We start from the raw sequence: 26,764 nt of genomic DNA on the forward strand, positions 1-26,764 counted from the left end.
TCACCCTACCTCGATAGGCTAACATGTGGCAAGTTTGTTAGAGAGGATTTAACGGATTGAGTGCACTTTTTGCCGTCTTTCTGGCAACCATTGGGCAATTTTTAACGGCATCGAGGATCTGCTGACCATCGATATGTTGCGTGGCTGGACTATACGCCGCTTGTTGTAGCTGTTTAATCGCTGAACCAAGGGCTGGTGTTAAGCCTGCTATTTCAGCAAGGGTCATTTTGTTAGCAAACTGAGCACTGAAATGCTGCTGTAACGCCAGGATGATTGCACCAGCTTGCCCGCTACGGCAGGCAGCTTCAATAGCAAGCATTGACGGCGTTTCTGAGTGGCTATGCTTAGTCGTGGTTGGTGGGCTAACGTGATCAAGTTTCAGTTTACGGATGTGACGGCGCCACAGTAGTAGAGTGGAAAGCCATAACAGTGCAAAAATAGCGGTTAGTATTTGCCAATAGCCATGAGATTTCGCTGTCGTCGTATCCACCGTTGAGGGAATAACCTCAGGTGTTGATGATGAACTGCTGACCGTAATGGTGCGGGCTGGAAGCGTGGCGAACTCCTGCTTATTGGTTTGATTATTCCACCAAGGCACCTTAATTTCTGGCAAGGTATAGCTGCCAGCTTGTGTCGGTACGATAGCAGTGGTTTGTTTCAGCTGCGCCACGACCTGCTTTTCTCTGACAAAGGTTTGACGTTGGGGTTTTTCAGGATATTGTTTAAAACCTTCAGGCAGATTAATGCTTAGTTCGGGCAGACTCGTTTCATCGGTATTTGACGCCAACAGCGTGATATTACGCGTGAGAGGTACACCGACTTCAAATGTTTGCGAGGCAGGCCAATCCTCTTTTAGCACAACAAGATCACTGACTAACCATTTACCATGATAATCACTGGGAATGGGGTAAATGGTCACTTCGCTTGGTGCTGCTTTGGCTTGCATGGGGCGGCTTTCATTAAAGGAGAACATGCCGCCTCGGCGTGCCGCCTCAACTAAGACATCGCCAGAAAAGCTGGCACCAGAAAGAGTAAGTTTGCCTGGCGTATCGGCAATAATACTGTAGGTACGTTCAATGACTCGGTAACGTCTGCCATCCAAAATCTCGGTGGTATCAATATCTTCACCTAGCTGTTTGAGTTGGGCGCCTTCAACGTTAGGCGCGCTCAGTACGCCACGCTGCAACTCCACTGCGAGATAGAGTTTAACTTTATAGGTAATGAGCTGACCGACGTAAGCTTCTTCCGATGAGAGGCTGCTGCGGATGAATAGACTCTTCATCTGCTGCGGTTGGCTACCTGGCGCGCTAACGGTGAGTTTTATTGGCGCTGAGCTCACCCCTTTGATGGTGAGCGCTGGGATCTCTATGATCCCGGCACGCTTGGGGGCGAGCAACACTTGCCAGCGGGTTTCTTTACTGGCGTCAAAGTTCATGATTTGAGTACTTCTGCTCACACTGGTGCGCCCAACAATAAAGTCTTTTAGCAGAATAGAGGTATCTAAGCTGCCGTTATCGACGTCATCATCAGCCTTTATGCTAAGCACCAAATACTCACCTTCTATTGCTGGATTTCGGTCTACAGAGGTTTCCAGCGTAGTGAGCGCATAGGCGGGAGTGGAAAGTGATAGTGCCAAAAGGGCTAAAATAGAAAGCGTGCGTATTACCACTGTTCGGTATCCTTTGAAGTCTGGCCTTGACGGCGACGTTTTTGGTATTCCAATTGCATTTTGTTGCGCAGCAGCACCTGAGGATCATCAATAACCGATGAGAGTGCTCGCTGCATCTCTAGCGGTAAATCATCTGGTGCTGGCGCGTCAGCCGCTTGCAAGGCTTGGGATGCGTCTGATGGGGGCTGCTCCTGTGGAGCCGATTGAGGTTGGGCGTCTGCCATTTGCTGAGCCGATGAGGTATCGTCAGGCTCAGTTTCCTCATCTTGCGGCGAAGAAGCGGTCGTAGGCGTTTTAGTCTCTGGCTCAGCACTCATCGGGGCCTCATTATTGGCAGAGGAGGCCTCATTAGATTGCTGTGAGGAAGCGTCTTGTTGCTGGGCATTATCCTCCTGGCTTTGGCTTTGATCCGATGAGGATTGCTGCTGCTCTGACTGCTGTTGCTCGTCAGTGGGTTGTTGGTCTTGCTGGCCCTGATTTTGCGACTCTCCTTGGGAATCATTTTGTTGATTACCTTGTTGATCATCCTGCTGCTGGTTTTGATCATCTTGCTGCTGATTCTGCTGATTCTGCTGATTCTGCTGATTCTGCTGATTCTGCTGTTTTTGCTGTGCGTCGAGTTGTTCCGCTAAGGCTAAATTCTCGCTGGCGGCCGTAAGATCACTCTGTTTCTTGAGTGCCTGTTGGTATTTTTCTATCGCTGCTTGGTAATTCTGCAATTGCATCAGACTGTTGCCTTGATTGTAAAGTCCTGTGGCGGAATTATCTTGCTCAAACTGCGCTAACGCTTCTTCATATTGTCCGTTTCTATACAAGGCTGCGCCTTGCCAGTTCGGGTCGCTAAATAGCGCAGCTGCTTGTTGATAATCTTGTTGCTCATAGGCTTGCATAGCGCGTTGATCATTAGTCTGCCAAGGCGATTGCCAACTATTGGCGTAAACTGGTGTTGGTGGCGTAAACAAGAGTAAACAGGCCAGAGCTGCGACAGCATGCCTAAAATTCATCAGTGCGGGTAACAGTAGTAGCAGGGCAATAAAAGGCCCTGCATCTTGCCAGATTTCGCCTTCTAGATCCGATTTTTTATTGGACTGACTTTGGGTTAACGACTGATAAAGCTGAACTAAGTCTTCACCATCGGCACGATAAGGGAATAGATTGCCACCATTATCAACCGCAATCTCTTTCAATAGCGAGTAGTCTGTTTTAGCGACCACGACTTGATCGACTTTATCTCGCATTAACTGACCATCGGGTAGGCGAATTGCTGCACCTTGGCTGCTACCAAGCGCAATAATTGACAAGCGGTATTGGCTGTCTTCAAATACTTTTTTAGCTTCATTAACCTGCGTTGTTGATACGCCATCGGTTAATAGTATGACGTCACCACGCAGATGCCCACCTTGGCTCAGCAGGGTTTTAGCCTGAGTGAGGGCTACGGGTAAGTTAGAGCCCAAAACCGGCATGATTTGCGGTGATAAGGTGGGTAATAAATTTAGTAGCGTGGCCTTATCTCGTGTCAGTGGGCTAATAGTGAATGCGTCGCCAGCGTACGCGATTAAACCTGTTTCGCCCTCTTTTAGCCCAGTAATCAGATCGGTGGCCTTAAATTTAGCTTGGGTAAGGCGATTAGGAACCAGATCTGTGGCATACATCGACAGCGACATATCCATGACGATCACTCGTCCTTGATTGGCTTCAAATACAGGTAAGCTCTGCTTGGTAAAAGCGGGGCCGGAGAGGGCGATAACTGCTACCAACCAGCAAAAAGCGATGACCTTTAGGTCGTTACGTTTGGCGTTGGATGAGTGCCCGACTAACCGTTTTGCAAGGTGCGGTGCAATGTATTTGTTCCAATTTGATTGTTGTCCTGTACTGCGTCGCGCAACAAAAAGAAGCAGCGCGAGCGGTAGGAGTGCCAATAGCCATTCAGGACGCAGTAGGTGGATCATTATGCCTCCCGTTTTGTTAAATAGGTGAGTGATTGAATCATAGGCAGTCGCCATAGCATCATCAGTGCACTAATTAGGAGTGCTGCGGCCAAGGGATAATAGAATAGCTCTGATTGAGGCCGATAACTTAACTGCTCACTATCGGTCGGTTCAAGGCTATCAATTGCTTGATAAATTTGTGCTAGTTCTTGGGCATTACGCGCACGAAAATAGCGACCGCCGGTGGTGTTGGCAATACTAGTCAATTGGGCTTCATCAAGATCCATCGAGGGATTAACCCGCTCTTTACCAAAAAGGGTACGGCGCTCCATGACTTCTGAACCCACACCTATGGTGTAAATAGTGATACCACGTTTTGCGGCGATCTCTGAGGCTTGTTCTGGGGTAATACTACCAGAGTTATTAGAACCATCAGTCAAGAGGATCAGCACCCGGTTGCTCTCTTGTGCCTTGTCAAAGCGCTTAACTCCAAGTGCAATCGCTTCGCCAATCCCAGTTTGTTTGCCCACTAGACCAATTTGTGCCTCCGATAAAAACTGAGCGACAGAGCGTCTATCTTGTGTCAGTGGCGCTTGTAAGTAGGCGTGGTCGGCAAACAGTATCAGTCCAATCTTGTCACCTTGGCGGCGCTCAATAAAGTCACTCATGAGGTGCTGAACCAAGCTGAATCTGTCTACAGGTTTGCCATCTAGTACCATATCTTCAATCTGCATACTGCCAGAGAGATCGACAGCCAGCATAAGATCTCGGCCTTTGCTCGGTAGTTCAATTAGATCGCCAACCCAAAGGGGACGAGCAACGGCAGTGACTAAACATACCCAGATTAGCCAATATGGCAGCAGCGATTTTCGTTGTCGCTGTGCAGCGGTTTTCTGCAAGGTTTCACTGCTGCCTGGTAGCTGCAAGTGACCGCTGGTGACGGTTTGAACATGAGCGCGTTTGGCAAATAAAAGTGGTAATGGTAGTAGCAGTAGCAGCCATGCCCAAGCTAAGGTCAACATGCTGTATCCCCCTTAAGCGTTTTAAGCGGTAGGGCTTGTTGCAGCCAGCGTTTAGCCGCATCGTGAAGTTGCTGGGCTTCATCTTGAGACAGCGGCATTGGTTGATAGCGTTTTGCCAGTAATGAGGTCAAGGTAGTGTCGGGTGCTGCAGTTTTGCTATTAAGCCAGGTAAACCATGGTTCGCCATCAAGATGCGCGAACTGTTCTCTGGTGCCATGGCTCATGGCACAGCGTTTGAGTAGTGCGTTAACATGTGACGCGAATTGACGGTCATCAAGCTTCAGTTGTGCTAGTTCATTAATCGCTGCACGTTTTATGGCCCGTTGTTTATGGCGTTTAATTAACCCAAAGCAGACTAGAATGATAAGGGTTATTGCAATTAAAATAACTAGCCAGTAGCCATAAGCGAGTGGCCAATTACCTATATCGGGCGGTGTTTGGATATCTTGCATGCTAGCCAATGTGGGGGGAGTTGCCGTTTGCATCTAACTGAAAGTTCCTAGCTGTTGCTGCAGATTGATACCCGCATCAATAGTGCGTGGCTGCGCGTTTAGTTGGGCCATCATACTTATAAACTGTTGTTGATGTTGGCGTTGTACCTTGAGCCATGATTGATAACTGTGGGGCGTTAATACCAGCTCTCTGTCACCATCTTTCACTGGTAATTGAAACTGCTTAGGCAATGCTATCTTGCCCTGTTTAAGCGGGTCGGTAATTAAAAATGCTCCGATATCGCAATGACGCTTTAACTCAGCTAACGGTCCCAAACAGTCGGGTGTGAAGTGCGTTCCGTCGCTAATGATCCACACTAATGAGCCAGGCTTGGCGATACGTCTTAGGCGCAGGCAAGCTTTGTAGATATGGTTTGGCTCTGCTTGCACCTCATCTAATGCATCGAGTTGCTGCTGGTGGACAGCTTGCATAGCATTGATGAGCGCCAAAATACCTTGTTGGCGGCTACGGGGTTTGAGTTCAATATGTTGTTTCTCGCTGGCTATCAATGCCCCTAATCTGTCGCCATTGCCGATAGCGCTCCAGCCCAGGGTGGCGGAAAGGTGCGCAGCTTGAACTGATTGCAGCATTAGACTGGAACCGAAGTAAAGACTGTGGCTTAGGTCGAGTAATAGTAGTACAGGGCGTTCGCGCTCTTCGACAAATAACTTGGTGTGAGCTTTACCGGTTCTGGCAGTGACTCGCCAGTCGATAGTTCGTACGTCATCACCACTTTGATAATGACGCACTTCAGCAAACTCCATCCCGCGTCCCTTGATGCTGCTCGCACGATGACCCGCTAGGGACGCACGCGCTTTTGTTCGCTTCTCAGGTAGTGCTCTGGCGATATTTTGACACGCCAATAGCTCTTGCTGAGTCAGTGAAACACCATCGGCAAATAGAGGTAGTTGCACTGCTGACATTAAGGTACCGCGACTTGACTGAGAATATGGCTAATGACCTGATCGGCACTGATGCCTTCTGCCTGCGCTTGATAGCTGAGCAGCAGACGGTGACGTAGCACATTAGGAACGACTGCCTGAATATCTTCAGGCGAGACGTAATCTCGTCCCATTAACCATGCGCGAGCGCGAGCGCAACGCTCAATAGAGATAGTTGCACGGGGGCTGACGCCATATTCAAGCCAGTTGGCAAGGCTATCGCTATACTGTTGTGGTTGGCGAGTGGCCATGACAATGCTGACAATATACTGCTCTAACGGCTCGGCTAGATAGATAGCTAGGGCGGCCGCTCTGGCTGCAAAAATCTCGTCTTGGACGATGGGTTTCACCGTAGGAATATCGTGAGATAGCGCTTCATTACGAGATAAGCGCATGATCTTAAATTCAGTTTCGGCGCTAGGGTAATCTAAGTTTAAGTGCATTAAAAAGCGATCTAATTGCGCTTCTGGCAGCGGGTAGGTGCCTTCGTTCTCAAGCGGGTTCTGTGTTGCCATCACTAAAAATAGCTTAGGCAGTTTGTAACTGTGTTTACCAACGGTTACTTGCCCCTCAGCCATCGCCTCTAATAGCGCCGATTGCACTTTAGCGGGCGCCCTGTTTATCTCATCGGCGAGGATCAGATTATGGAAGATAGGGCCAGCCTCAAACTCGAAGGTAGCCGTTTGCGCGCGATAGATATCAGTACCGGTTAAATCTGCTGGCAGTAAGTCAGGAGTAAACTGAATGCGATGAAAGTCGCCCTCAACACCATCACTCAAGGCTTTTACTGCACGGGTTTTTGCTAGGCCTGGCGGGCCCTCGACCAAAAGATGTCCGTCAGCGATTAATGCAATAAGTAAGTTTTCGGTAAGAACAGGTTGACCTAAGATAACTGTATCTAGGTATTCGCGTAATGAATGAAGTCGACTCAAAGGCATGATGCTACTCGGTTTTATAAATTATGTGAGCTATAGACAGCTAATATGGTAAAAAATTCAGATAGGGTTTGGCTAGTCTTCGTTGTTGTCCAATTAGGCATTAACTATCGATAGAAATCAGATTCGTGGAAAATAAGTTAGCATGCTTACAAAGGGATTTAAACCGATCAAAGGGACTAATTTTATTTTATTAAACATTGTTAATACTGTTATTTTTTTAATTTCACCGACTAAAAACCAAACAGGTGTTTAAAACTTTTAAATAAGAAGTTAGAATCAGATCACACTTTGATGGTCTGACCTGTTTTGATGGCTTTATTAACATGAGCTAAATCATTGGGTAAGGGAACAATAATAATTGCGCCAAGAGAAACTGTTCGATTAGGCGTGTCATGAGGGCAAAAGATGAGTGATCTACAGCAAGTGAGAAATGCAAAGGGCGATCGTATTGCGATTGTGATGGGCCTGCGAACCCCCTTTGCTAAACAAGCAACCGCGTTTCACGGCGTTTCGGCATTGGACATGGGCAAAATGGTTGTCAATGAGCTAGTGTCACGGTCTGAGTTAGATCCAAAAGAGATTGAGCAACTTGTTTATGGGCAAGTGGTACAGATGCCTGCAGCGCCTAATATTGCACGTGAAATTGTTCTGGGTACTGGCATGAATGTCGCCACCGATGCATACAGTGTCACGCGTGCCTGTGCAACCAGTTTTCAATCAGCCGTTAATGTCGCAGAGTCTATCATGACGGGCAATATCGATATCGGTATTGCAGGTGGTGCTGATTCATCATCGGTGTTGCCAATTGGCGTGTCCAAAAAACTGGCTCACGCCTTGGTTGACTTGAATAAAGCCCGCAGTTTTGGGCAGAAACTTGCTATCTTTCGTCGCTTAGGTTTAAAAGATCTTTTGCCTGTGCCGCCAGCGGTTGCTGAATATTCTACTGGCTTGTCAATGGGACAAACCGCAGAGCAGATGGCGAAGACATACAATATTAGCCGCGCCGATCAAGATGCGCTGGCTTTCCGTTCACACAGTCTCGCTGCAGAAACATGGAATTCAGGTAATTTGCGTGATGAGGTGATGACCGCTCACGTACCGCCGTATAAGTCATTTATTGACCGTGACAACAATATTCGTGAAAACTCTTCGATTGAATCTTACGCCAAACTCAGACCAGCGTTTGACCGTAAACATGGTTCGGTTACTGCTGCAAACAGTACGCCGCTGACCGACGGTGCATCAGCTGTACTCTTGATGAGTGAAAGCCGCGCTAAAGCGTTAGGTTATCAACCTATTGGTTACATTAAGAGCTATGCGTTTACTGCCATTGATGTTTGGCAAGATATGTTAATGGGGCCTTCTTATGCGACACCTCTTGCGCTAAAGCGCGCTGGGATGGAGCTTGAAGATCTGACCCTGATCGAGATGCATGAGGCGTTTGCCGCGCAAACGCTTGCCAACATGCAGATGTTTGGCTCTAAAAAGTTTGCCGAAGAAAAGTTGGGTCGCAACCGTGCCATTGGTGAAATAGACATGAGCAAGTTTAACGTACTGGGCGGCTCTTTGGCTTATGGTCATCCGTTTGCTGCAACGGGAACACGTTTAATTACCCAAGTGTGTCGCGAATTAAAACGTCGTGGTGGTGGAACAGGCTTAGCAACCGCATGTGCTGCGGGTGGTCTTGGTGCAGCAATGATAGTAGAAGTGGAGTGATCTCATGGATAAGAGTTTTACATTAAGTCGTAACGAGAACGGTATTGCTGTATTAACGATGGATGTTCCTGGCGAAACCATGAATACGTTACGTGCAGAATTTGGCCCTGAGATCAGTGAAGTGCTGACTGAAATCCGTAGTGACCATCAGATTAAAGGTTTGGTGATTATCTCAGGCAAAAAAGATTCATTCGTTGCTGGCGCCGATATTTCCATGCTTGATGCCTGCACATCGGCTGATGATGCGAAACAGCTGTCACAACAGGGGCATGAAGTCTTTTTGGCCTTAGAAGCACTCACTATTCCCGTGGTTGCAGCGATTAACGGCCCTTGTTTAGGTGGTGGTTTAGAGCTTGCCTTAGCTTGCCATATGCGTGTGTGTACCGATAGCGCTAAGACCATGATGGGCTTGCCCGAAGTTCAGTTAGGCTTGTTACCGGGCGGGGGCGGCACCCAACGTTTGCCCCGGTTAGTCGGTATTACGACTGCACTGGATATGATGTTAACTGGTAAGCAGCTTCGCCCTAAACAAGCACTTAAAATGGGGTTAGTTAACGATGTCGTTCCTGAGTCGATTTTACTGCGTACCGCCATTGAGATGGCATTAAGCGGTAAAAAAATGCCCAAGAAAGCCAAAGCGTCTATGGTCAATCGCGTTTTAGAGGGCACGTCTGCTGGGCGCAATATTATTTTTGACCAAGCGCTAAAGCAAGTTAACAAGAAAACCCATGGTAATTATCCAGCGCCAGAGAAGATCATTGATTGTGTTCGTCAAGGTATGACGAAAGGGCTGATTAAAGGTCTAGAGGTTGAAGCTACGCATTTTGCTGATTTGGTTATGTCACCAGAATCTGAAGCGTTAAGAAGCATTTTCTTTGCAACCACAGAGATGAAAAAAGAGAGCGGTGCTGGTGACGTGCAAGCCAAACCCGTTAAGAAAGCCATGATTTTGGGTGGTGGTTTAATGGGGGGCGGTATTGCCTCGGTAACTACAACTAAAGCCAAAATTCCTGCTCGCGTAAAAGATATTAACGAAACAGGTTTAAGTAACGCACTGTCGTATGCCTATAAATTGTTAGATAAAGGCGTTAAACGTCGTCACATGACGTCTGCAGCTCGTGACAATCTCATGGCGTTAATGACGACAACCACTGAGTATAAAGGGATCAAAGACGCTGATATCGTTGTTGAGGCCGTATTTGAAGATTTAGGCTTAAAGCATCAGATGGTTAAGGATGTTGAACGTGAATGTGGTGAACATACCATCTTTGCATCAAATACCTCGTCGTTGCCAATATCTCAGATCGCCGAAGCAGCGCAACGCCCAGAGAATGTGATTGGCTTGCACTATTTTTCGCCAGTAGAGAAAATGCCTCTGGTTGAAGTTATTGCTCATGAGAAAACCTCTGCTGAAACAATTGCGACCACCGTCGCGTTTGCGCGCAAGCAGGGTAAGACACCTATTGTTGTTCAAGATGGTGCCGGTTTCTATGTTAACCGAATCTTAGCCTTATACATGAATGAGGCGGCAAACCTGTTGCTGCAGGGCGAGAGCGTCGAGCATCTTGATAAAGCCTTAGTGAAATTTGGATTCCCTGTTGGCCCAATGACGTTACTGGACGAAGTGGGCATTGACGTTGGTGCGAAGATCTCTCCAATTCTTGAAAAAGAGCTTGGTGCACGCTTTCAGGCGCCAACCGCTTTTGACAAGTTACTTGGTGATGATCGTAAAGGGCGTAAAAATGGTAAAGGTTTTTACCAATATGGCACTAAGTCGAAGAAGAAACTGGTTGATGAATCGGTATATGCTGTACTGGGGATCACGCCAACTGCTACTAGCGATGCCGCTGAAGTTATACAGCGCTGTGTGGTGCAGATGCTTAATGAAGCGGTGCGATGTTTAGAAGAGGGCATTATTGCGAGTGCCCGTGATGGTGATATCGGTGCTATTTTTGGTATTGGTTTCCCACCTTTCTTGGGGGGGCCTTTCCGCTACATTGATACAATGGGGCCGGCTAAGTTGGTTGAAATCCTAAACCAGTATGCCCAGGATCATGGAGAGCGCTTTAAACCGTGTGCCATGTTAGTTGAAATGGCAGAAACGGGATCTCGTTTCCATTCATAATACTTTATACCACTTAACAATGCGGCAACATAATGCCGCATTTTTTATGTCTAGAGGAATATGTTTGCCTGTTTTTTGTTCATTTTTGGCAAGGTTTTGGGTATCATACGCGCTTGTTTGATGGCATTCTTCCTAGTCAGTTATCGTTGGGTAACATACTTGCTAAAGGAAGTAAGCGCTTTAGGCTAGTAATGATATATGCTGCCAAGTAAACGTTTAATTGGTGGCATCATTAACTTATTGAAGTAGAGGTGTAATAAGTGGTGGTATTAGTGGCTGGTATACTGGCCGTCAGTAGTGTGGTGATGGGCAACTTAGCATTTCGTGCTGGGCTGGGCGTTAAACGCTGGGCTGCTATCGGTTTAGTGTTGGGGCCTGTTGGGTACCCTTTGTTCAATACCCACAAACGTTTTGCTATTAAGCGTGCCCAAGGTAAAGGGTCGGTTCAGATAACGCTTTAACCCTTGTCTACGCTGTCATCAATTTCCTGCCTATCTTATCATCCCTATGAAAGGTAAATTGTCGACATGAATGAAAATAAAAAGGAGCATTAATGCTCCTTTTTATGTATCTGGCGTTGGTGATAATTGATGCTCCAACTAGTTCCACCAGCCTTTTGCTGGGATCACTTCTAGGTGATCTAACCCTGCAGGAAGTTGTACTTTCTTACGCTCTGGTTTGTGGTTAAGTCCAAGAGCTTTCTTTAGTGAATCTAACATAATCATTCTCCTTAAACTTAAGCAACAGCTGAGTTGATGAATTTGATGTTTGGTGAACCAGCTACTTGAATCGGCTTAAACTTAATATTTGGTGAGCCAGCTACTTGAATCGGCTTAAACTTAATATTTGGTGAGCCAGCTACTTGAATCGGCTTAAACTTAATATTTGGAGAGCCAGCTACTTGAATCGGTTTAAACTTAATGTTTGGAGAGCCAGCTACTTGAATCGGCTTAAACTTAATATTTGGAGAGCCAGCTACTTGAATCGGTTTAAACTTAATGTTTGGTGAGCCAGCTACTTGAATCGGCTTAAACTTAATATTTGGTGAGCCAGCTACTTGAATCGGCTTAAACTTAATATTTGGTGAGCCAGCTACTTGCATCGGTTTAAACTTAATGTTTGGTGAGCCAGCTACTTGAATCGGCTTAAACTTAATATTTGGTGAGCCAGCAACTTCTATAGGCTTAAGCCTAACGTTTGGAGAACCTGCAAGGGAAATATTTTCGACATTCGCAGTAGTGCAAGAAAGGGCGAAAGCGATAGCAGTAACTAGTCCGTTAATCATTGTCTTTATTCTCTCAGAGTTAAGTGATTCTGTTGTGCCAACAAAATGTTGACGTCTGAAAGAAGTAATGCAGGTGTTATGCCAATGGCTTACCTATATTGTAAAATAGTTACCCTTAAGTTGTAGTTAGCGATTTTGTTATTGGACTAAAGGTTAATCTTTTTCTGTTTCTTAACAGAACAAGGAAGGAGCTCTTCTTGTCGCAATAACTCTGTAAAGGCTTGTTCATTGACAGCTTTGCTGTATATAAACCCTTGTATCTCTTCACATTTTAACGCTTTTAATATGCTGAGTTGTGAAGCATCTTCAACACCTTCACCTACCACAGAGAGTCCCATGTTATGAGCAATGGTAATAATAGAGTCGACCATTTTTAAGTCGCGGTCTGATTTATCAATGTCATCGACAAAAGCTTTATCAATTTTTAAAGTATCAATAGGGAAGCGTTTTAGGTATGACAATGACGAGTATCCGGTGCCAAAATCATCTAATGCCAAGCTAACCCCCATCTTAGACAGCTGCATCATCACCTTTATTGCCTTTTCTGGCTGTTTTATGACGGTCCCTTCGGTAATTTCGAGCTCTAAGTTGCCTGCCGGTAGCTGTGTGAGACGTAAAATTGACTCTATTCGTTGTTGAAGGTCGGGGAGAGCGAACTGTTGTGATGATAAATTGACGGCTACACGTCCTTCGAATAATTCTTGACGACGCCATTTTTGTGCCGCGAAACATGCTTTACGTAAAACTACCTCGCCAATTTCGACGATTAATCCGTTCTCTTCCGCTAGCGGAATGAAATCTCCCGGCGGAATTAACCCATGTTCTGGATGATTCAGTCTAACTAGCGCTTCCATGCCTGCCATCTTGCCTGACTTAAGATCAATTTTTGGCTGATAGTAGACCTCAAATAGATCATCTCTTAAGCCTTCGCGGATTAAGTTCTCAACTTCCAATTGTCTAATTGCGTTGCGATTTAATGACTCTGAGTAGAACTGGTAGCGGTTCCCGCCAGCCGATTTAGCGTGATACATGGCAATATCAGCTTTACGCAGCAGTGCTTGTTCATTTTGATCATCTTCTGGGTACAACACAATGCCGATACTGACACCGACAACAACTCTATCTTTAGTGAGTTCAAAGGGGCTACAGAAGGCATCTACTACGTTATTAGCGATTACGGCACTAGAGCCAATGTCAGGGTTATTGTCGACGAGTATGGCAAATTCATCACCACCGAGTCGATAGATACTGGTGTGGTAGGGAACGGTTGACTCTATTCGACGTGCTACCTTTATAAGTAGCTCGTCACCGACCTGATGTCCTAATGAATCATTAATTTTCTTGAAATTATCTAGATCTAATACCATCAAGGTATGGTGAGTGTCTTTTTTCACTAAGTTACCTAAGGTCACCATTAGGCTTGAACGGTTCGGTAGGTTAGTCAACAAGTCATTGTTAGTGAGTTTTCTTAGCTCCTCTTCCTGCTGTTTTCTGCGCGAGATATCGGAGAATACGCCAACATAGTGAGACAACGTGCCTTGCTCATCGTATATAGCATCGACAGTGAGTTCCATCAGGAAGCTAGTACCATCACCTTTTGCTGATTCGACTTCATTACTCCAGCTGCCTTGTTGTTGGAGAATATTACGAATCTGTTGTGAGTAGCTTTCAGGATAGAGATCAAAATTGAATAACTGACCTATGAAATCGTTGCGGCCTTTTTCACATAGATCGCAGCAGGCTTCGTTCACTTCTACAAAGCTAAAGTTATTGTCTAGAATGAACATCCCTTCTGAAATATTCTCAATAGCACGTTCGAACAGTCTTAGTTGCTCTTCTGCTTGCTTAAAGTTGCTGATGTTCTTAATGGTACCAGTCATACGCAGCGCTTTATCATCTTCATCACGCTCAACAATCTTTGCTCTATCTAAAATCCACACCCACTGATCGTCTTTACCTTTAACACGATAGGCAGCTTCGAAGTGTTCGGTTTCACCGTAAAAATGTTTGTTAAGTGCGTTGGTGACTCGCTCTTGATCCATTGGGTGGATGTTGCTCTCTTCACCATGTTCCCCTGAGCGTTGGCCATCACGTGGAAATTCGAGAGAGCCCCAAATGTTAGAACGATATATCTGTCCGGTTTCGATATCCCAGTCCCACATCTCATCGCCGCTACCCCACAGCGACAACTTTAAACGTTCTTCAGACTTGGCGATTTGTCGTTGGACCTCTCTGCGACGAAGAACTGCTTTTATGATTGCTATTGTCGTCAATACAAATGCAAATAGATAAAATAGCTTAGCTTGAGGTGATAACCACCATGGAGGGGTGATATTTACCGTTATAGCATTTATTTCGCCAGTGGCTTTAGTTATAGGGTTAACTGCATACACATTAAACTGATATGTTCCTGGAGAGAGGTTCGTATAAGTAGATGAATTATTTCCTTTTGACTGGATCCAATCATCAGAAAGTCCTTGCATTTGATAAAAATACTCAAGATTATTTACGGCTGCATTTGGAGTGTCGAACTTAAAAGTAAATGGGTAGTCTGAATATTTTAAGCTAACTTTTTTTGTATGAGAGATAGACTCTGCCAGGGACTCAGTTCCTATTTTTACAGGGTTGTTAAATATAAGGAATTCTTCAATTATAGTGCTTGGTAATGACAGTGAATCAATATATTTTTTTATTTTTTCAAGATTTATTAAGCTAGCACCTTCAATACCTCCAAATAAAATGTTTTTTGAGTTGTATATGATTCCGCTTGGAGTGTTGTATTCGTGTTGACTTCCATAACTAGTCGGGAGAATACGTTTCACCTCCTTGTTTATAACTATTACTTCTCCGATAGATGACGCTATAACTGTATCATCTATTGAAACTACAGAGTAAATGTCTTTTCTATTGGAAAATAGCTCGGACACTTTTTTTGTTTCAGTGTTAAACATCATAATTGATGTAGATGTCCCAAATATTATCTCTTTAGGGTTAATCTTGTTAACGCTAAACGTCAATTTGTCATATATTCTACTAAGATTGCCACCCGCTAATTGGTATAATCCGCTCTGAGCTGCTAAGTAAAGTTCATTACCCTGTGTTTTTATTATTCCTAATATCGGTTCGGAGATATTGGTATCTATAACCTCTTTTATTTTTTCACCATTAACGATTAATATCTTCCCTGATGCTGTACCTGAATAAATCAAGTTATCAAAGTTATTAAGAACAGTGATCCTCTCATTAGTTATTTTACTGTTATTGTTATCCTTCATTACATAGAGGCCTGTATGACTCCCTATGTATATTGAATTATCAATGGATATTGAATTTTTATAGCCATGAATGTTGGTGTTGATAGATTTTTTTAGTTTTAAATTTTCGTCATATACTTTTAAAAATGGACTATCAGAGGATACCAACAGTTCATTTTTATCATTAGCGCTGAAATGCCATATGTTAGTATCAAAGCCATTTAGATTTGCTACTAGATTTCTAGACTTTTTGACTATCACTAACCCTTCGTTAATTAAACCAATGTACTGTGCTTCAGGCGTTACGAAATAGTAAGATATGTTTGATGGGGTTTTAGGGTTTTCGTATTTACCTATTTCAATCTCTTGTGTTCCATTTATTAAAAATGACTTGTTTTTACTTGTGGCATACAGAGAGTTGTTAGCGAAGAAAATCTTTTCTATTTTGTTTTCGTTGTTTATTTTTTGGCTAGAATCTATATATATTAATATGTCACTCTTTACATATATAACCCCATCTTTAGAGTTGGATATGTCTAAAACATTTTTGTCTATTATAACTTTTTCTGATGTTTTTATATTTACTCTGAAAAGAAGGTTGTTGTAGGTTTTTATATAAATGTATTTTTCGTCTTTTACGATTTTTTTTGCTTCTTTTATATCGCTGTAATTTTGTGTCGAAAAAACATTGTCATTGCTTACTATAATGAACTCATTATTTGTACCTATTAAAAGGCTATTTGGAGTGGATTCTATTTGCCAAATTGCTTTTTTTTGTAATTTTTCTATTGACTTTGAAGTTTGGAACCTATCTAAAACAGGATTGTAAGCGACTAAACCATTATCGGTTCCGACATATAAAACCCCCGTATCACTGAAGTGCACACTTCTAATGAAAGAACTTGGAAGGCCAGAGTCCTCTCCCCCAAAGTAATGTTTGAACTCATCACCATCAAATCGGTTTAGTCCATTGAGAGTACCTATCCAAATATACCCATCTTTATCTTTGGTTATAGATGTCACAGTACTTTGAGAAAGCCCTTCAGGAACACTGTAAGTTTTACTTTTTAGTAAAATCGATGGTCCTGCATTTTCGTCGGCGGAAGAGTGACCAGGAAACATGATGGCCATGAGGGAAATCAGTAAAATTTTTAGCAAAGAGTTAGGCATAATTATTAGTTTGATTATTAGCCAATAGCGCTTAGGCAACAGGTATTTAACCTACTTTTTCAGAAAGTGAAGGATTTGTCAAAAGAACAGTAGTTTTTGTTGGTTGCTAATTGTTCTTATTTTTATTTTGTTTTAGCTTAATTGTTGTCTTAAGCTGAGTTAGAGCTGTTAAAAAGCTTCTGTTGGTGGAGATACTAGTGTTTTCCGCTGTTATGCGAACCTATTATTTTTATTAACAAAATGTTTTTCTCAACATCTTCTCTCCCACTTAAAAGGGACTGGCTTAGACGAGAGTGAATTGCAGCAGTTTGTGTCGTGCTGTATCAATAATCGAAATTTGCAGCATGCTGCTTAAATGAGCGTAGGTCGGTGATCATATTGTCTGATGTCAGTGGCTCAAAGGCCGTGTGTTGTTCACCAGTAGTGAATAATACCAATCTGTCGCTGTGCTTGGTGCGCATTTTTTGCATCATAAACTTAATTAAGTCAGAGCGAGTCAACTTACTAATCTCCTCAACCACCAACTCTCGCTGATTAAATTCATAATCCTTATTACCTATGCTGGACCAATACCGCTGACCACGGGTTTTTAGATTCGGGTCATGTTCCATGATCTGGTTGATTAGGCCCTGTTTAGTTTGTTCCCACTGTTGATTGGTGATTTGCATGACGGCGTAGTTGAAGTCAGCGATGAACTCATCAATAGCTTGTAGCAGTTGCAGTGGACCAACGGAGGGGGATTGAATGTAGAAGATCATTCCTGGGTAGCGGTTAAGTGGCAGATAACCTGTACCGACCATATAGCCTAACTGGCGTTTGGTGCGTAATTCATGAAAGAAAGTCGATGACATGGTGTGGTTTAAAAGGCTAAATAGCGCCATGTTTGTCGGTGTTGCGTCGGTCGACTGATAATAGACAATAATACTGCTATCTTGATGAGCAACGGCAAGTTCTCTCATGAGTGTACCGACATTGTCCAGTTTAACCAATTCACGTTCAGATTCGCCGCTGGGTGTGGATACTAGCGACAAAATGTGATCAAGTCTTCGGCCTAACGCTTGTGCTTCGCTGGTAAGCCAATCACCGTAAACTAAGCCTTCAAGGTGAATTTTTTCATAAAAATCGCGCACATGTTCATGGAGATCATCTAAGGTCAACTCTTCTAGCTCTTCGGCCATGCGTTGTGGTTCATAGCTGCGCTTCTGTAAAGTAACGGTTAGGCTAGTAAAAAGCTGAGAGATAGGTTTGGCCCGTGTTTGATTGTACCAGTTGCGTAAAATTTGCTTCTTAATTTGCTTAAATCTAGCTTGGGTAAAATTACGTTCTCTTGCTTTACTAATTAATAGCGATAGCAAGGCTTCTTGTTTGCCAGTAAAGCCGGTTAAATGCAAGGTTATGCCACCTTGATGGGGATAGATGTTGTAGCTTAATCCCGCAACCTCTGCAGGATAGGTATGCTCGGTAAGGTAATCGAGCAACATTTCAACATAAAGGCGCGTGAGCGCAGCATGTTTAGGTGTTCGTGCGGCAAACTGAGAGTCTAAAGAGAGATACATATGTCCCTTGGGGACATTGAATTCATCATCTTTTTTATGCCAGATACGGTAGCCTTCTTCCTGGCAAACGACAGTGGGTACGGGGTGATGGCTCTTGTCGTTTCTTGGCACTGAATCAGCAATGATAAAAGGGTTGGCTTCTGGCAGCGAGAGGGCTTCACGCACCTGTGGGCTATACCACTGCTGTAGCCTAGATGCTGCAATCGGTTTGACCTGGTAAGGAGAGTGATACCAAGCTGCCTGTTTTTCTGTATCGAGTTCAGGTGAGATGAGTTGAATGCGCATATTGTCAGGTGTCATCAATGCCAATAAGCTTGATGTTTGCGTAATATCTAAGCCATCCATACGATAATCACCATAAACAAGATCGCAGGTTGCATAATGGTGCATGTTAATACTAAGATGACTGGCTAAATCTAGCGGTTTTATCTGCTCTTGATATTTAAATGCCAGTTTCAGCAAGTTAGCACGCTCTTGATAGCGCCACTGCTGTAGTCCATCCGTTTTGATTAGTTCGATATATTCAAAAGCAGCTTGAATTACTTCATCTAATTGAGTTAACCCTTTTTCGGTAAGCTGAATACTAATGTTGTAATCTTTAAAGTTATAGCCATTCACGCCACCGCCAGCAGATAAGTTACTGGCCCAGCCTTGTTCTTTAAGGTAGCTCAACAGGCTGCCTTTACCTTCATAACCGAGAAGGTGACTAATAAATGTCAGCGGTTTACGTTTGTAAAAGCTATCGATCGCGGGGAGGGCAAACGTTATCGCGACTCGGCGCTGCTCCTTAAGGGGGACAATATTGATCTGTTGTTTTAATTGTTGTGGCTCATAAATAGCGATATCTGGATATTGTTTGAGTAAGTTACCGTTGACTATGGAGGTAAAGTAGCGTTCCGCCAATGCTTTTAACTTAGCTAACGGCAACGGAGCCACCATGCATAACGTCATTAAATTTGCGCTATAGTGCTGCTGATAAAAAGCGAGTAGTTCATCCCTTAACTGGGATTCTTCTCCTGAGAGCGTTGCAAGATTACCCACGGAAAATTTTGAGAAAGGGTGCGCAGGATTGACTGTCTCTTTTTGAACTTGGTAGGTTCGACGTACATCGTCTTTAAGTTTTAAGCTAAACTCCGACTCAATGGCATGCCGTTCTCTATCGACTAATTCTAAATCAAAACAGGGTGCGATAAAAAATTGGCTAAAACGATCTAATGACTCCTCAAATACCTCATTATCAATAGAAAAGAAGAAGTTTGTCTGCTCAGTTCCTGTCCACGCATTATTACTGCCACCATGTTGATTGACAAATTGATGGTACTCTCCCGATTGAGGGTACTTTTCTGTGCCTAAAAAGAGCATGTGTTCGAGGAAATGGGCCATACCTGGGCGAGCAACAGGGTCGTCAAAGTGACCGACATTAACAGCCATGGATGCCGCCGCCTGATTCGCCTGTTGATCTTCAACCAGTAGCACTCGCAGACCATTCACCAATTGGATGTATTGATACTGGCGGTGATCATTTGGACTCTTAGTGATTAGCGTCGTCATTGGCAATTGGTCGCTCCATTGGGTAGGGGGCAGTGATAGCGTTGAAAAGTGAAGTATCTGTTTGTCGAAGCGACAAGAGTACATATTGGGCTGCAAAATCAACTTTGGCAAATATCTTATGATCTATTCGACTAATTATTAACTGACTTTTGGTTTGTTGCTACGCACTTTAACGCTACAATTGCAAAGAAGAACAAAAATAATCATAGCGAGAGTAGTATGCAGCTATATTTGATGCGACATGGTGAGGCTGGGTATAACGCTCATTCAGACAGAGAGCGTGTGTTGACTGAAGTTGGCCGTTATCAAACTGAACTGATGAGTAATTGGCTCGCGCGGTCAGTGACAGAATTTGATTTGGTGCTAGTGAGCCCGTATCTACGAGCGCAACAAACTTGGCAAGAAGTAAGTAAACACTTTCCTGAGCCCAGAAAGTGGCTAGTGATGGATGATTTAATCCCCTCGGGAGAACCAAGCGTCGCAGTTGATACATTGCTAGCTTATGCAGACCATTTTAAGGCCGATAAAGTGCTAGTGATTGCTCACATGCCGCTACTTGGTTATATGGTGAGTGAATTAGTGGCGGGTGTTGAACCGCCACTGTTTGCAACATCGGGATTGACCTTAATCGATAAACATGGCGAGAGCGCCTCGCTTACTTGGCAGCAAACACCCCACACAGTGAGTTAGTGAACACAAAAAAGGACGCCGAGGCGTCCTTTTTACATTCAGGTCAATTATTACCTTGTCTAAGGCTGTTAGTCATCCCACTGTGGATGTTCACCGACATCGACCAATACCAATAGCGCTGCATCACCACCCCATTCTTTAGGGGCTTTATGAAATGCTTTCACATGGGGGTGCTGGGCCAGCCACATGGGAATGTTTTGTTTCAACACGCCGCTCCCATGGCCATGCATGACGCAGCAGCAGTGGCTGTGTTGCTTAATGCAGGCTTGGATCAGTGCCGCGATTTCCAGTTTGGCTTCAGTTTGGCGCATACCGTGTAAGTCTAAGAGCAAGTCAGGCTGGTAATCGCCGCGACGTAATCGCTTGACCTCATAACTGTCCACATCCTCTCGTGCCCAGCGCATCGCCCCTTCTAGTGGTAACAATGGTTGATAGGTATCTGAAAAGTAACTGTCTGCGTGCAGTTGAGTTGTTTTTTCCTCAAGCTGCTTCTTCGGGCTTTGTGGCGCGGCGAAGTGACGTTTATTCTGTTTTAATGGCTTTATGCCTTGGGTTAACGCTGAAAAAAGCGCCATACCCTCATCTTTTTCTTTATTCATGGGGCTATTTTATTGAATCCGATGCCATATGAATAGAGTTCAGTTACAATGATTCAGAACTATCTAGCTGGAGCAAGTTTTGGATAAGATTTTTGTAGATGAAGCCGTGACAGAATTACGGACAATTGGTGATATGTTGCGCTGGGCGGTGAGCCGCTTCAATGACGCGAATATCTATTACGGTCATGGTACTGATAACGCGTGGGATGAAGCGATTGCATTGGTATTTCATGCTTTACACCTCCCTGAAGAGATTGGCCAGCAGGTGATCCACACTAATTTGACCAGCAGTGAAAAACACAAAATTGTTGAGTTGATTATTCGTCGTGTACGTGAGCGCTTACCCGTGCCTTATCTAACTAATAAAGCCTATTTTGCGGGGCTTGAGTTTTATGTGGATGAGCGTGTCCTTGTACCTCGTTCGCCCATTGCGGAGATGATTGCCGACCGTTTTAGCCCATGGCTATACAACAAGCCTGTGAACCGGGTATTAGACTTATGTACTGGTAGTGCATGTATTGCCATTGCCTGCGCTTATGAGTTTGATACTGCAGAAGTCGATGCCTTAGACATTAGTGCTGATGCGCTAGAAGTAGCGCAAATTAATATTGAAACCTTGGGCGTGATGGACCGAGTTTTCCCTATTGAATCAGACCTATTTAGTGCAATACCTAAAGGCCCACAATACGACTTGATTGTTTCCAACCCACCTTATGTTGATGCTGAAGACATTGGTGATATGCCTGAAGAGTACCATCACGAGCCTGAACTTGGCTTAGCATCGGGACGCGATGGCCTAGATTTAACCAAGCGAATTTTAGCGAATGCAACGGATTACCTCACTGAAGATGGCCTACTGGTCGTTGAAGTGGGTAACTCTATGGTGCATTTGATTGAGCAATTCCCTGATGTACCTTTTACTTGGGTAAGTTTCGAGAATGGCGGTGACGGTGTGTTTGTGATTAGCCGTGATCAGCTACTTGAAAATGAATCACTATTCGCCATCTACAAAGATAGTGAATAATAGCGGCTATTGCTAAGGCTTATGAATGAGTAAGTTGATTTAGGAATATGGCGCAGGTTTAAACTGGGTTATGCTGAAAAGTGACTATATAACAAAGAGGTGAAGGAAGCGGATGTCGGGAAATAGTATAGGTCAAAATTTTGTGGTGACAACTTTTGGCGAAAGCCATGGTAAAGCACTGGGTTGTATTATCGACGGATGCCCTCCGGGACTTGAGCTGAGTGAAGCTGATATGCAACACGACCTTGACCGTCGTCGACCTGGCACCTCTCGTTATACCACTGCAAGACGTGAAGCTGATGAAGTACAGATCTTATCTGGTGTGTTTGAAGGCAAAACTACAGGGACATCGATTGGTTTAGTGATTCAAAATACCGATCAACGTAGCCAAGATTATTCCAATATCAAAGATCAGTTCCGTCCAGGTCATGCCGACTATACGTATCAGCAGAAGTATGGTTTACGTGATTACCGTGGCGGCGGTCGCTCTTCTGCTCGCGAGACGGCAATGCGTGTTGCTGCCGGCGCGGTTGCAAAAAAGTATTTAAAGCAAGTGCACGGCATCGAAGTGAATGCTTACCTGTCGCAGCTTGGGCCGATCACCGCTCAGAATGTTGATTTAGCTCAGGTAGAACAAAATGCATTTTTCTTTCCTGATGTGAGTCAATTGGAAGCGCTTGATGAATATATGCGCGATTTGAGAAAGAGTGGTGATTCGATTGGTGCTAAAGTCTCAGTGGTTGCGACCAATGTGCCTGTCGGACTCGGCGAACCCGTATTTGACCGACTCGATGCCGATATCGCCCATGCCTTAATGGGCATCAATGCTGTAAAAGGTGTTGAGATAGGCGATGGCTTTGAGGTGGTTAATCAAAAAGGTTCAGAACATCGCGACTTGATGTCACCAGAGGGTTTTGCATCAAATCATGCTGGTGGTATCTTAGGTGGGATCTCCTCCGGTCAACCTATTGTCGCGCACATCGCCATGAAGCCGACTTCAAGTATCAGCGTTCCTGGTGAAAGCATGACAGTTCAAGGCGAGCGTTCTGAGGTGGTGACTAAAGGTCGTCACGATCCTTGTGTGGGCATTCGCGCAGTGCCTATTGCCGAAGCGATGTTAGCCATTGTATTGATGGATCACATGTTGAGACATCGCGCTCAAAATAGTGATGTTCATAGTCAGACCCCAATATTAGGCATGCGTTAAGCGAAACGTTAAACAAAAGAGGGCACATTTATGTGCCTTCTTGCGTTAATGCATGTGAGCGTTTTTCGTCTACCTAATAGACGTTTTGGCATTGAGCATCAGTGCGTTGCTTGATAACAGCGGTAGCGCTTGTTGCTGCGATTTATGGTTAGCGTATGCTCTTAAATCATATAAACAGTTGTGGCGCTTACGCCTTGTGTAAACCCATTGCAATCATCAACAAACAATCACTAACTCAATGTAATTGTGATTAAAGACAGTCAACTATGAATCAAGCAGGACAACCAAGTCGCCAGTTGGTTTGGATAAGCAGCTGTTATTTCTTTTTCTTCGCCATACTCGGTGTGATGGTGCCTTATCTTGGGGTGTTCTTCGAGCACCGGGGTTTTAATCCACAAGAGATTGGTTTCTTACTCGCTATTTTGATGGCAACGCGGATTATTGCGCCAAATATTTGGGCGATGGTTGCCGACAAAACCGGTATGCGTTCGCAATTGGTTAAGTGGGGCGCTGCCGCTGCGTCTGTGACCTATTTGAGCTTTTTCTACAATGGCAGCTTTACCTACCTCGCCGTTAGTCTAACCATTTATACTTTCTTCTGGAATGCCATATTGGCGCAGCTTGAGGTGATTACTTTAGAGACTCTCGGTGAGAATACCGCACGTTATGGTGCTATTCGTAGCTTCGGTAGTTTGGGGTACCTGATCTTTGTTGTAGGAATGGGATTTGCCATTAATATTTGGGGGACCGAAGTACTGCCCTATGTTGGCATGCTGCTATTTATTGGGCTACTCCTCAGTGCTATGCCGTTACCTAGCGATAGAGTGGTCGTCAGTAAGAAGATTGGCGATGGCAAGCTTAATATAGATAAAGGCATTTTCTGGTTTCTAGTTTCTGCAATGCTATTGCAGATGAGTGCTGGACCATTTTACGGTTTCTTTGTGCTTTATCTTAAGCAATCTGGTTACAGCGAAGCGATTGCTGGTGTATACGTGGCGGCAGGGGTGTTGGCTGAAATTCTAATGTTTATGATTGCACCTAAATTGCTGGGGCGATTTGGTGTGCGGCCACTGTTGCTGGTTAGCCTCACGATGACAGCGTTGCGTTGGTTGATCATGGGGTTATGGGTGGATAATCCTTTTGCGTTAGGCATTAGCCAATTATTACATGCATTTACGTTCGGCTTAGTACATGCCGCATCTATTCAGTTTGTACATCAACGCTTTGATATTCGTCATCGCAGCAAAGGACAGGCTTTGTATGCCAGTTTAAGTTTTGGGGTTGGTGGGGCATTAGGTACTTGGCTATGCGGTGTGATTTGGGGTGATGGCTCAACCGCATGGTTAGCATGGATTGGGGCGGCGTGTTGTGCCTTGCTATCCATGCTCGCAATACTGTTGATCCCTAAGGTCGATAATCGCGATAATAGCGATCATACAAAGGCCACTGCATGATTACCGCAAACAATTTCGGAGAGATTAAGTAAGTTATGTCTAGGATTTTTCGTCTTGGTTTGATCATTAACCCCTTGGCAGGTTTAGGCGGCAGCGTCGCCCTTAAAGGCAGTGATGGTGTGGCAAAAGAAGCCCTTGCCCGTGGCGCGGAGCCCAAGGCGCAGTTAAGGATGGCTCAAGCGCTTGAGGTGATTTTAGCCTATCGCGATCGCATTGAAATTATCACCGCCTCAGGAGAGATGGGGGAGTTACTTGCTAAGGAGATGGACTTTAAGGTGACAGTGGCTTATCAGGCGAATAAACAGACTGAGGCGGGCGATACCCAAGCGGCAGCGACTGCGCTGCAGGCTTACGGATTAGATCTGTTGTTATTTGCTGGGGGTGACGGTACGGCTCGCGATCTCTTTTCGGTTGTTGATGAAGCGTTACCAGTGCTAGGGGTGCCTGCTGGAGTCAAAATTCATTCGGGTGTCTACGGTATCACCCCTCATGCATCAGGCATGGTGGTGAAAATGCTACTCGATGGTGAATTAGTGAGCCTGATGGCAGCCGATGTGATGGATATCGATGAAGTGGCTTTTCGTTCTGGCACTGTCAAAGCGCGCCGATTTGGTGAGATGCAGGTACCCGCAGAACCGCGCTATATTCAAGCGGTGAAAATGGGCGGTAAGGAAGTTGATGAGTTAGTGCTACATGATATGGCGGCAGAAGTCATTGAGCAGATGGACGATGAGCTTTTTATCATGGGCTCTGGCAGTACAGTGGCTGCAGTGATGGCTGAGTTAGGGTTAGACAACACCCTTTTAGGGGTTGATCTGGTTCAGCATCAGCAACTTGTCGCAAGCGATTTGAGTGCTCAAGCCCTATTGGCACAAACTCAGGCTAGTCCTTGTAAATTAGTGATCACCTTAATTGGTGGTCAAGGACACATTCTCGGGCGAGGTAATCAACAGTTATCACCGGCACTCATTCGCCGTGTCGGTCGAGACAATATTATTCTCTTGGCAACAAAAACTAAGTTAAAAGCGCTTGAAGGACGGCCACTAATTGTGGATAGTGGCGACCCGGAATTAGACAAAGCGTTGTGTGGCTATTTCAAAGTGATCACTGGCTATCATGATTATGTCATGTATCAGGTTGCTAACCCTGATTTGGTAGCATAGCCTGAACCACTGCATTGTTGTTAAAGTATTTACCCATAAAATAGGATTAGACAGATCATGTTAGAGCAGTACGAACAGGCATTAGAAGAGTGGATTGGTGCAATTGTTGAGCAAGGTGATGACGACCAACTGTTTGCCAGTGGCTATCTTCAAGGCCATTTTGCTGTGGTGTTATCACAATTAGAGGTTGAAACCGAGCAAGGGCAACAAGCACTAGAATCGAAAATGGCAGCCTGTTTAGATACCGCTAAAACTGAGCTTGAACCTGCTGATTTTCAATTGGTCTTGGCGGCTTGGCATGAACTTAGTGGAAAAATCTCTGCTAGCGTTGCAGCGTGATCAACATGAGCGCAACCTTGGTTAAGATTGGTCTCGTCAATCCCAAAAGCCCGACAAATGTCGGGGGAGTAATGCGAGCGGCAGGCTGTTATCAGGCTAGCGAAGTGCGTTATACGGGTAAGCGTTATGCATTGGCAGCTAAAAATCGCGGCGAGCAATACAACACAGATACCAAACGCGCGAGCGAGAATATTCCTCTAATTGCCGTAGACACCATATTAGAGGGGCTCGATAGTGACACCAAAGTGGTGTGTGTCGATCTGGTTGAAGGCGCGGTAGCACTACCAGAGTTTCAGCATCCAGCTAAAGCGATCTACGTGTTCGGTCCTGAAGATGGCACCATAGATCAGGGGCTAATTGATAGCGCTGATGCGGTTGTTTATGTGCCGACGGTTGGTTGTATGAATCTAGCCTCTTCGGTCAATGTATTGCTTTACGATAGGCTTGCTAAAGGCGCGCCTACGGGAAGTGATGCTCTGATAAGGCAAAGCCGTGATACCAATAATCGGGTTAAAGTAAAACGTTAACTTGATTCGAGGTAAAAATGCCACCTAAAAGGGTGGCATTTTTATGGCTGTTTTAATTTGGTGCAATGTTTGCTGTAGTCTCGAGCGATTTCAGTATGCTGAGCAAGTCCTTGT

General features: G+C 44.7%; 20 protein-coding genes. 10 read left to right on the plus strand and 10 right to left on the minus strand.

The annotated features are described in order from the left end of the window. Positions 1–37: 37 nt before the first annotated feature. The 6 genes from BEL05_RS03215 to BEL05_RS03240 are packed head-to-tail and all read right to left on the minus strand — an operon-like array spanning position 38 to position 6,990. Positions 38–1,669 carry a BatD family protein gene (locus tag BEL05_RS03215; RefSeq protein WP_069670254.1) on the minus strand — a complete coding sequence of 544 codons (1,632 nt, stop codon included), beginning with the start codon at positions 1,667–1,669 and terminating at the stop codon, positions 38–40. Continuing rightward, positions 1,663–3,618: a vWA domain-containing protein gene (locus tag BEL05_RS03220; RefSeq protein ID WP_069670255.1), complete on the minus strand. Its 1,956-nt coding sequence runs from the start codon at positions 3,616–3,618 to the stop codon at positions 1,663–1,665. The genes BEL05_RS03215 and BEL05_RS03220 overlap by 7 nt, the downstream gene beginning before the upstream one ends. Next, entirely contained in the window at positions 3,618–4,619 is a 1,002-nt protein-coding gene (locus tag BEL05_RS03225) for a vWA domain-containing protein (protein ID WP_069670256.1), read from the minus strand. The genes BEL05_RS03220 and BEL05_RS03225 overlap by 1 nt, the downstream gene beginning before the upstream one ends. Continuing rightward, positions 4,613–5,104: a DUF4381 domain-containing protein gene (locus tag BEL05_RS03230; protein ID WP_069670257.1), complete on the minus strand. Its 492-nt coding sequence runs from the start codon at positions 5,102–5,104 to the stop codon at positions 4,613–4,615. Before BEL05_RS03230 ends, BEL05_RS03225 begins: the two co-directional genes overlap by 7 nt. Beyond that, entirely contained in the window at positions 5,105–6,034 is a 930-nt protein-coding gene (locus BEL05_RS03235; protein ID WP_069670258.1) for a DUF58 domain-containing protein, read from the minus strand. After that, entirely contained in the window at positions 6,034–6,990 is a 957-nt protein-coding gene (locus BEL05_RS03240; RefSeq protein ID WP_069670259.1) for an AAA family ATPase, read from the minus strand. Before BEL05_RS03240 ends, BEL05_RS03235 begins: the two co-directional genes overlap by 1 nt. Before the next feature lie 405 nt (positions 6,991–7,395). On the opposite strand from BEL05_RS03240, the gene fadI reads away from it, so the two are divergent. The 3 genes from fadI to BEL05_RS03255 all read left to right on the plus strand — a co-directional run bounded on the left by fadI (position 7,396) and on the right by BEL05_RS03255 (position 11,292). Beyond that, positions 7,396–8,706: an acetyl-CoA C-acyltransferase FadI gene (gene fadI / locus BEL05_RS03245; RefSeq protein WP_028765459.1), complete on the plus strand. Its 1,311-nt coding sequence runs from the start codon at positions 7,396–7,398 to the stop codon at positions 8,704–8,706. A gap of 4 nt (positions 8,707–8,710) precedes the next feature. Next, positions 8,711–10,831, plus strand: a complete 2,121-nt coding sequence (fadJ, locus tag BEL05_RS03250) for a fatty acid oxidation complex subunit alpha FadJ (protein WP_069670260.1) — start codon at positions 8,711–8,713, stop codon at positions 10,829–10,831. Between the two features lie 272 nt (positions 10,832–11,103). Next, on the plus strand, positions 11,104–11,292 hold the full coding sequence (locus BEL05_RS03255; RefSeq protein ID WP_245686933.1) for a hypothetical protein: 189 nt from the start codon (positions 11,104–11,106) through the stop codon (positions 11,290–11,292). A 275-nt stretch (positions 11,293–11,567) separates the two neighbouring features. On the opposite strand, the gene BEL05_RS03260 is transcribed toward BEL05_RS03255, so the two are convergent. The 3 genes from BEL05_RS03260 to BEL05_RS03270 form a co-directional block, all read right to left on the minus strand. Further along, positions 11,568–12,116: a hypothetical protein gene (locus BEL05_RS03260; RefSeq protein ID WP_069670262.1), complete on the minus strand. Its 549-nt coding sequence runs from the start codon at positions 12,114–12,116 to the stop codon at positions 11,568–11,570. 146 nt (positions 12,117–12,262) lie between these two features. Then, positions 12,263–16,501: an EAL domain-containing protein gene (locus BEL05_RS03265; RefSeq protein ID WP_439332362.1), complete on the minus strand. Its 4,239-nt coding sequence runs from the start codon at positions 16,499–16,501 to the stop codon at positions 12,263–12,265. Positions 16,502–16,863: 362 nt separating this feature from the next. Beyond that, on the minus strand, positions 16,864–19,647 hold the full coding sequence (locus BEL05_RS03270) for an insulinase family protein (protein ID WP_069670264.1): 2,784 nt from the start codon (positions 19,645–19,647) through the stop codon (positions 16,864–16,866). A 219-nt stretch (positions 19,648–19,866) separates the two neighbouring features. Here BEL05_RS03270 and sixA point away from each other — a divergent pair, with 219 nt between their 5' ends. After that, a complete protein-coding gene (gene sixA / locus BEL05_RS03275) occupies positions 19,867–20,337 on the plus strand; it encodes a phosphohistidine phosphatase SixA (RefSeq protein WP_028765455.1) in 471 nt (156 codons plus the stop codon). A 68-nt stretch (positions 20,338–20,405) separates the two neighbouring features. On the opposite strand, the gene smrB is transcribed toward sixA, so the two are convergent. Next, positions 20,406–20,936, minus strand: coding sequence for an endonuclease SmrB (gene smrB, locus BEL05_RS03280; RefSeq protein WP_028765454.1), 531 nt, complete (start codon positions 20,934–20,936; stop codon positions 20,406–20,408). 79 nt (positions 20,937–21,015) lie between these two features. Between smrB and prmB the strand changes: the two genes are divergently transcribed. The 6 genes from prmB to BEL05_RS03310 all read left to right on the plus strand — a co-directional run bounded on the left by prmB (position 21,016) and on the right by BEL05_RS03310 (position 26,650). After that, positions 21,016–21,960: a 50S ribosomal protein L3 N(5)-glutamine methyltransferase gene (gene prmB, locus BEL05_RS03285; protein WP_028765453.1), complete on the plus strand. Its 945-nt coding sequence runs from the start codon at positions 21,016–21,018 to the stop codon at positions 21,958–21,960. A gap of 112 nt (positions 21,961–22,072) precedes the next feature. Further along, the gene (aroC, locus tag BEL05_RS03290; protein ID WP_028765452.1) at positions 22,073–23,167 is read left to right on the plus strand and encodes a chorismate synthase; all 1,095 of its coding nucleotides are present in this window, start codon (positions 22,073–22,075) and stop codon (positions 23,165–23,167) included. A gap of 266 nt (positions 23,168–23,433) precedes the next feature. Beyond that, positions 23,434–24,621 carry an MFS transporter gene (locus BEL05_RS03295; protein ID WP_069670265.1) on the plus strand — a complete coding sequence of 396 codons (1,188 nt, stop codon included), beginning with the start codon at positions 23,434–23,436 and terminating at the stop codon, positions 24,619–24,621. Between the two features lie 35 nt (positions 24,622–24,656). Further along, a complete protein-coding gene (locus BEL05_RS03300; RefSeq protein WP_069670266.1) occupies positions 24,657–25,784 on the plus strand; it encodes an ATP-NAD kinase family protein in 1,128 nt (375 codons plus the stop codon). A gap of 57 nt (positions 25,785–25,841) precedes the next feature. Further along, a complete protein-coding gene (locus BEL05_RS03305) occupies positions 25,842–26,123 on the plus strand; it encodes a YfcL family protein (protein WP_028765449.1) in 282 nt (93 codons plus the stop codon). A gap of 5 nt (positions 26,124–26,128) precedes the next feature. Further along, entirely contained in the window at positions 26,129–26,650 is a 522-nt protein-coding gene (locus BEL05_RS03310) for an RNA methyltransferase (protein WP_069670267.1), read from the plus strand. Positions 26,651–26,764 lie beyond the last annotated feature (114 nt).

This window comes from Shewanella colwelliana (assembly GCF_001735525.1).
Lineage (GTDB): Bacteria > Pseudomonadota > Gammaproteobacteria > Enterobacterales > Shewanellaceae > Shewanella > Shewanella colwelliana.

Coding starts and splice junctions, on each gene's coding strand:
- BEL05_RS03310 (WP_069670267.1), top strand. CDS start 26,129: ATGAGCGCAACCTTGGTTAAGATTGGTCTCGTCAATCCCAAAAGCCCG.
- BEL05_RS03225 (WP_069670256.1), bottom strand. CDS start 4,619: ATGTTGACCTTAGCTTGGGCATGGCTGCTACTGCTACTACCATTACCA.
- BEL05_RS03260 (WP_069670262.1), bottom strand. CDS start 12,116: ATGATTAACGGACTAGTTACTGCTATCGCTTTCGCCCTTTCTTGCACT.
- BEL05_RS03235 (WP_069670258.1), bottom strand. CDS start 6,034: ATGTCAGCAGTGCAACTACCTCTATTTGCCGATGGTGTTTCACTGACT.
- BEL05_RS03295 (WP_069670265.1), top strand. CDS start 23,434: ATGAATCAAGCAGGACAACCAAGTCGCCAGTTGGTTTGGATAAGCAGC.
- BEL05_RS03230 (WP_069670257.1), bottom strand. CDS start 5,104: ATGCAAACGGCAACTCCCCCCACATTGGCTAGCATGCAAGATATCCAA.
- BEL05_RS03240 (WP_069670259.1), bottom strand. CDS start 6,990: ATGCCTTTGAGTCGACTTCATTCATTACGCGAATACCTAGATACAGTT.
- aroC (WP_028765452.1), top strand. CDS start 22,073: ATGTCGGGAAATAGTATAGGTCAAAATTTTGTGGTGACAACTTTTGGC.
- fadI (WP_028765459.1), top strand. CDS start 7,396: ATGAGTGATCTACAGCAAGTGAGAAATGCAAAGGGCGATCGTATTGCG.
- BEL05_RS03220 (WP_069670255.1), bottom strand. CDS start 3,618: ATGATCCACCTACTGCGTCCTGAATGGCTATTGGCACTCCTACCGCTC.
- smrB (WP_028765454.1), bottom strand. CDS start 20,936: ATGAATAAAGAAAAAGATGAGGGTATGGCGCTTTTTTCAGCGTTAACC.
- BEL05_RS03265 (WP_439332362.1), bottom strand. CDS start 16,501: ATGGCCATCATGTTTCCTGGTCACTCTTCCGCCGACGAAAATGCAGGA.
- BEL05_RS03305 (WP_028765449.1), top strand. CDS start 25,842: ATGTTAGAGCAGTACGAACAGGCATTAGAAGAGTGGATTGGTGCAATT.
- fadJ (WP_069670260.1), top strand. CDS start 8,711: ATGGATAAGAGTTTTACATTAAGTCGTAACGAGAACGGTATTGCTGTA.
- BEL05_RS03300 (WP_069670266.1), top strand. CDS start 24,657: ATGTCTAGGATTTTTCGTCTTGGTTTGATCATTAACCCCTTGGCAGGT.
- sixA (WP_028765455.1), top strand. CDS start 19,867: ATGCAGCTATATTTGATGCGACATGGTGAGGCTGGGTATAACGCTCAT.
- BEL05_RS03270 (WP_069670264.1), bottom strand. CDS start 19,647: ATGACGACGCTAATCACTAAGAGTCCAAATGATCACCGCCAGTATCAA.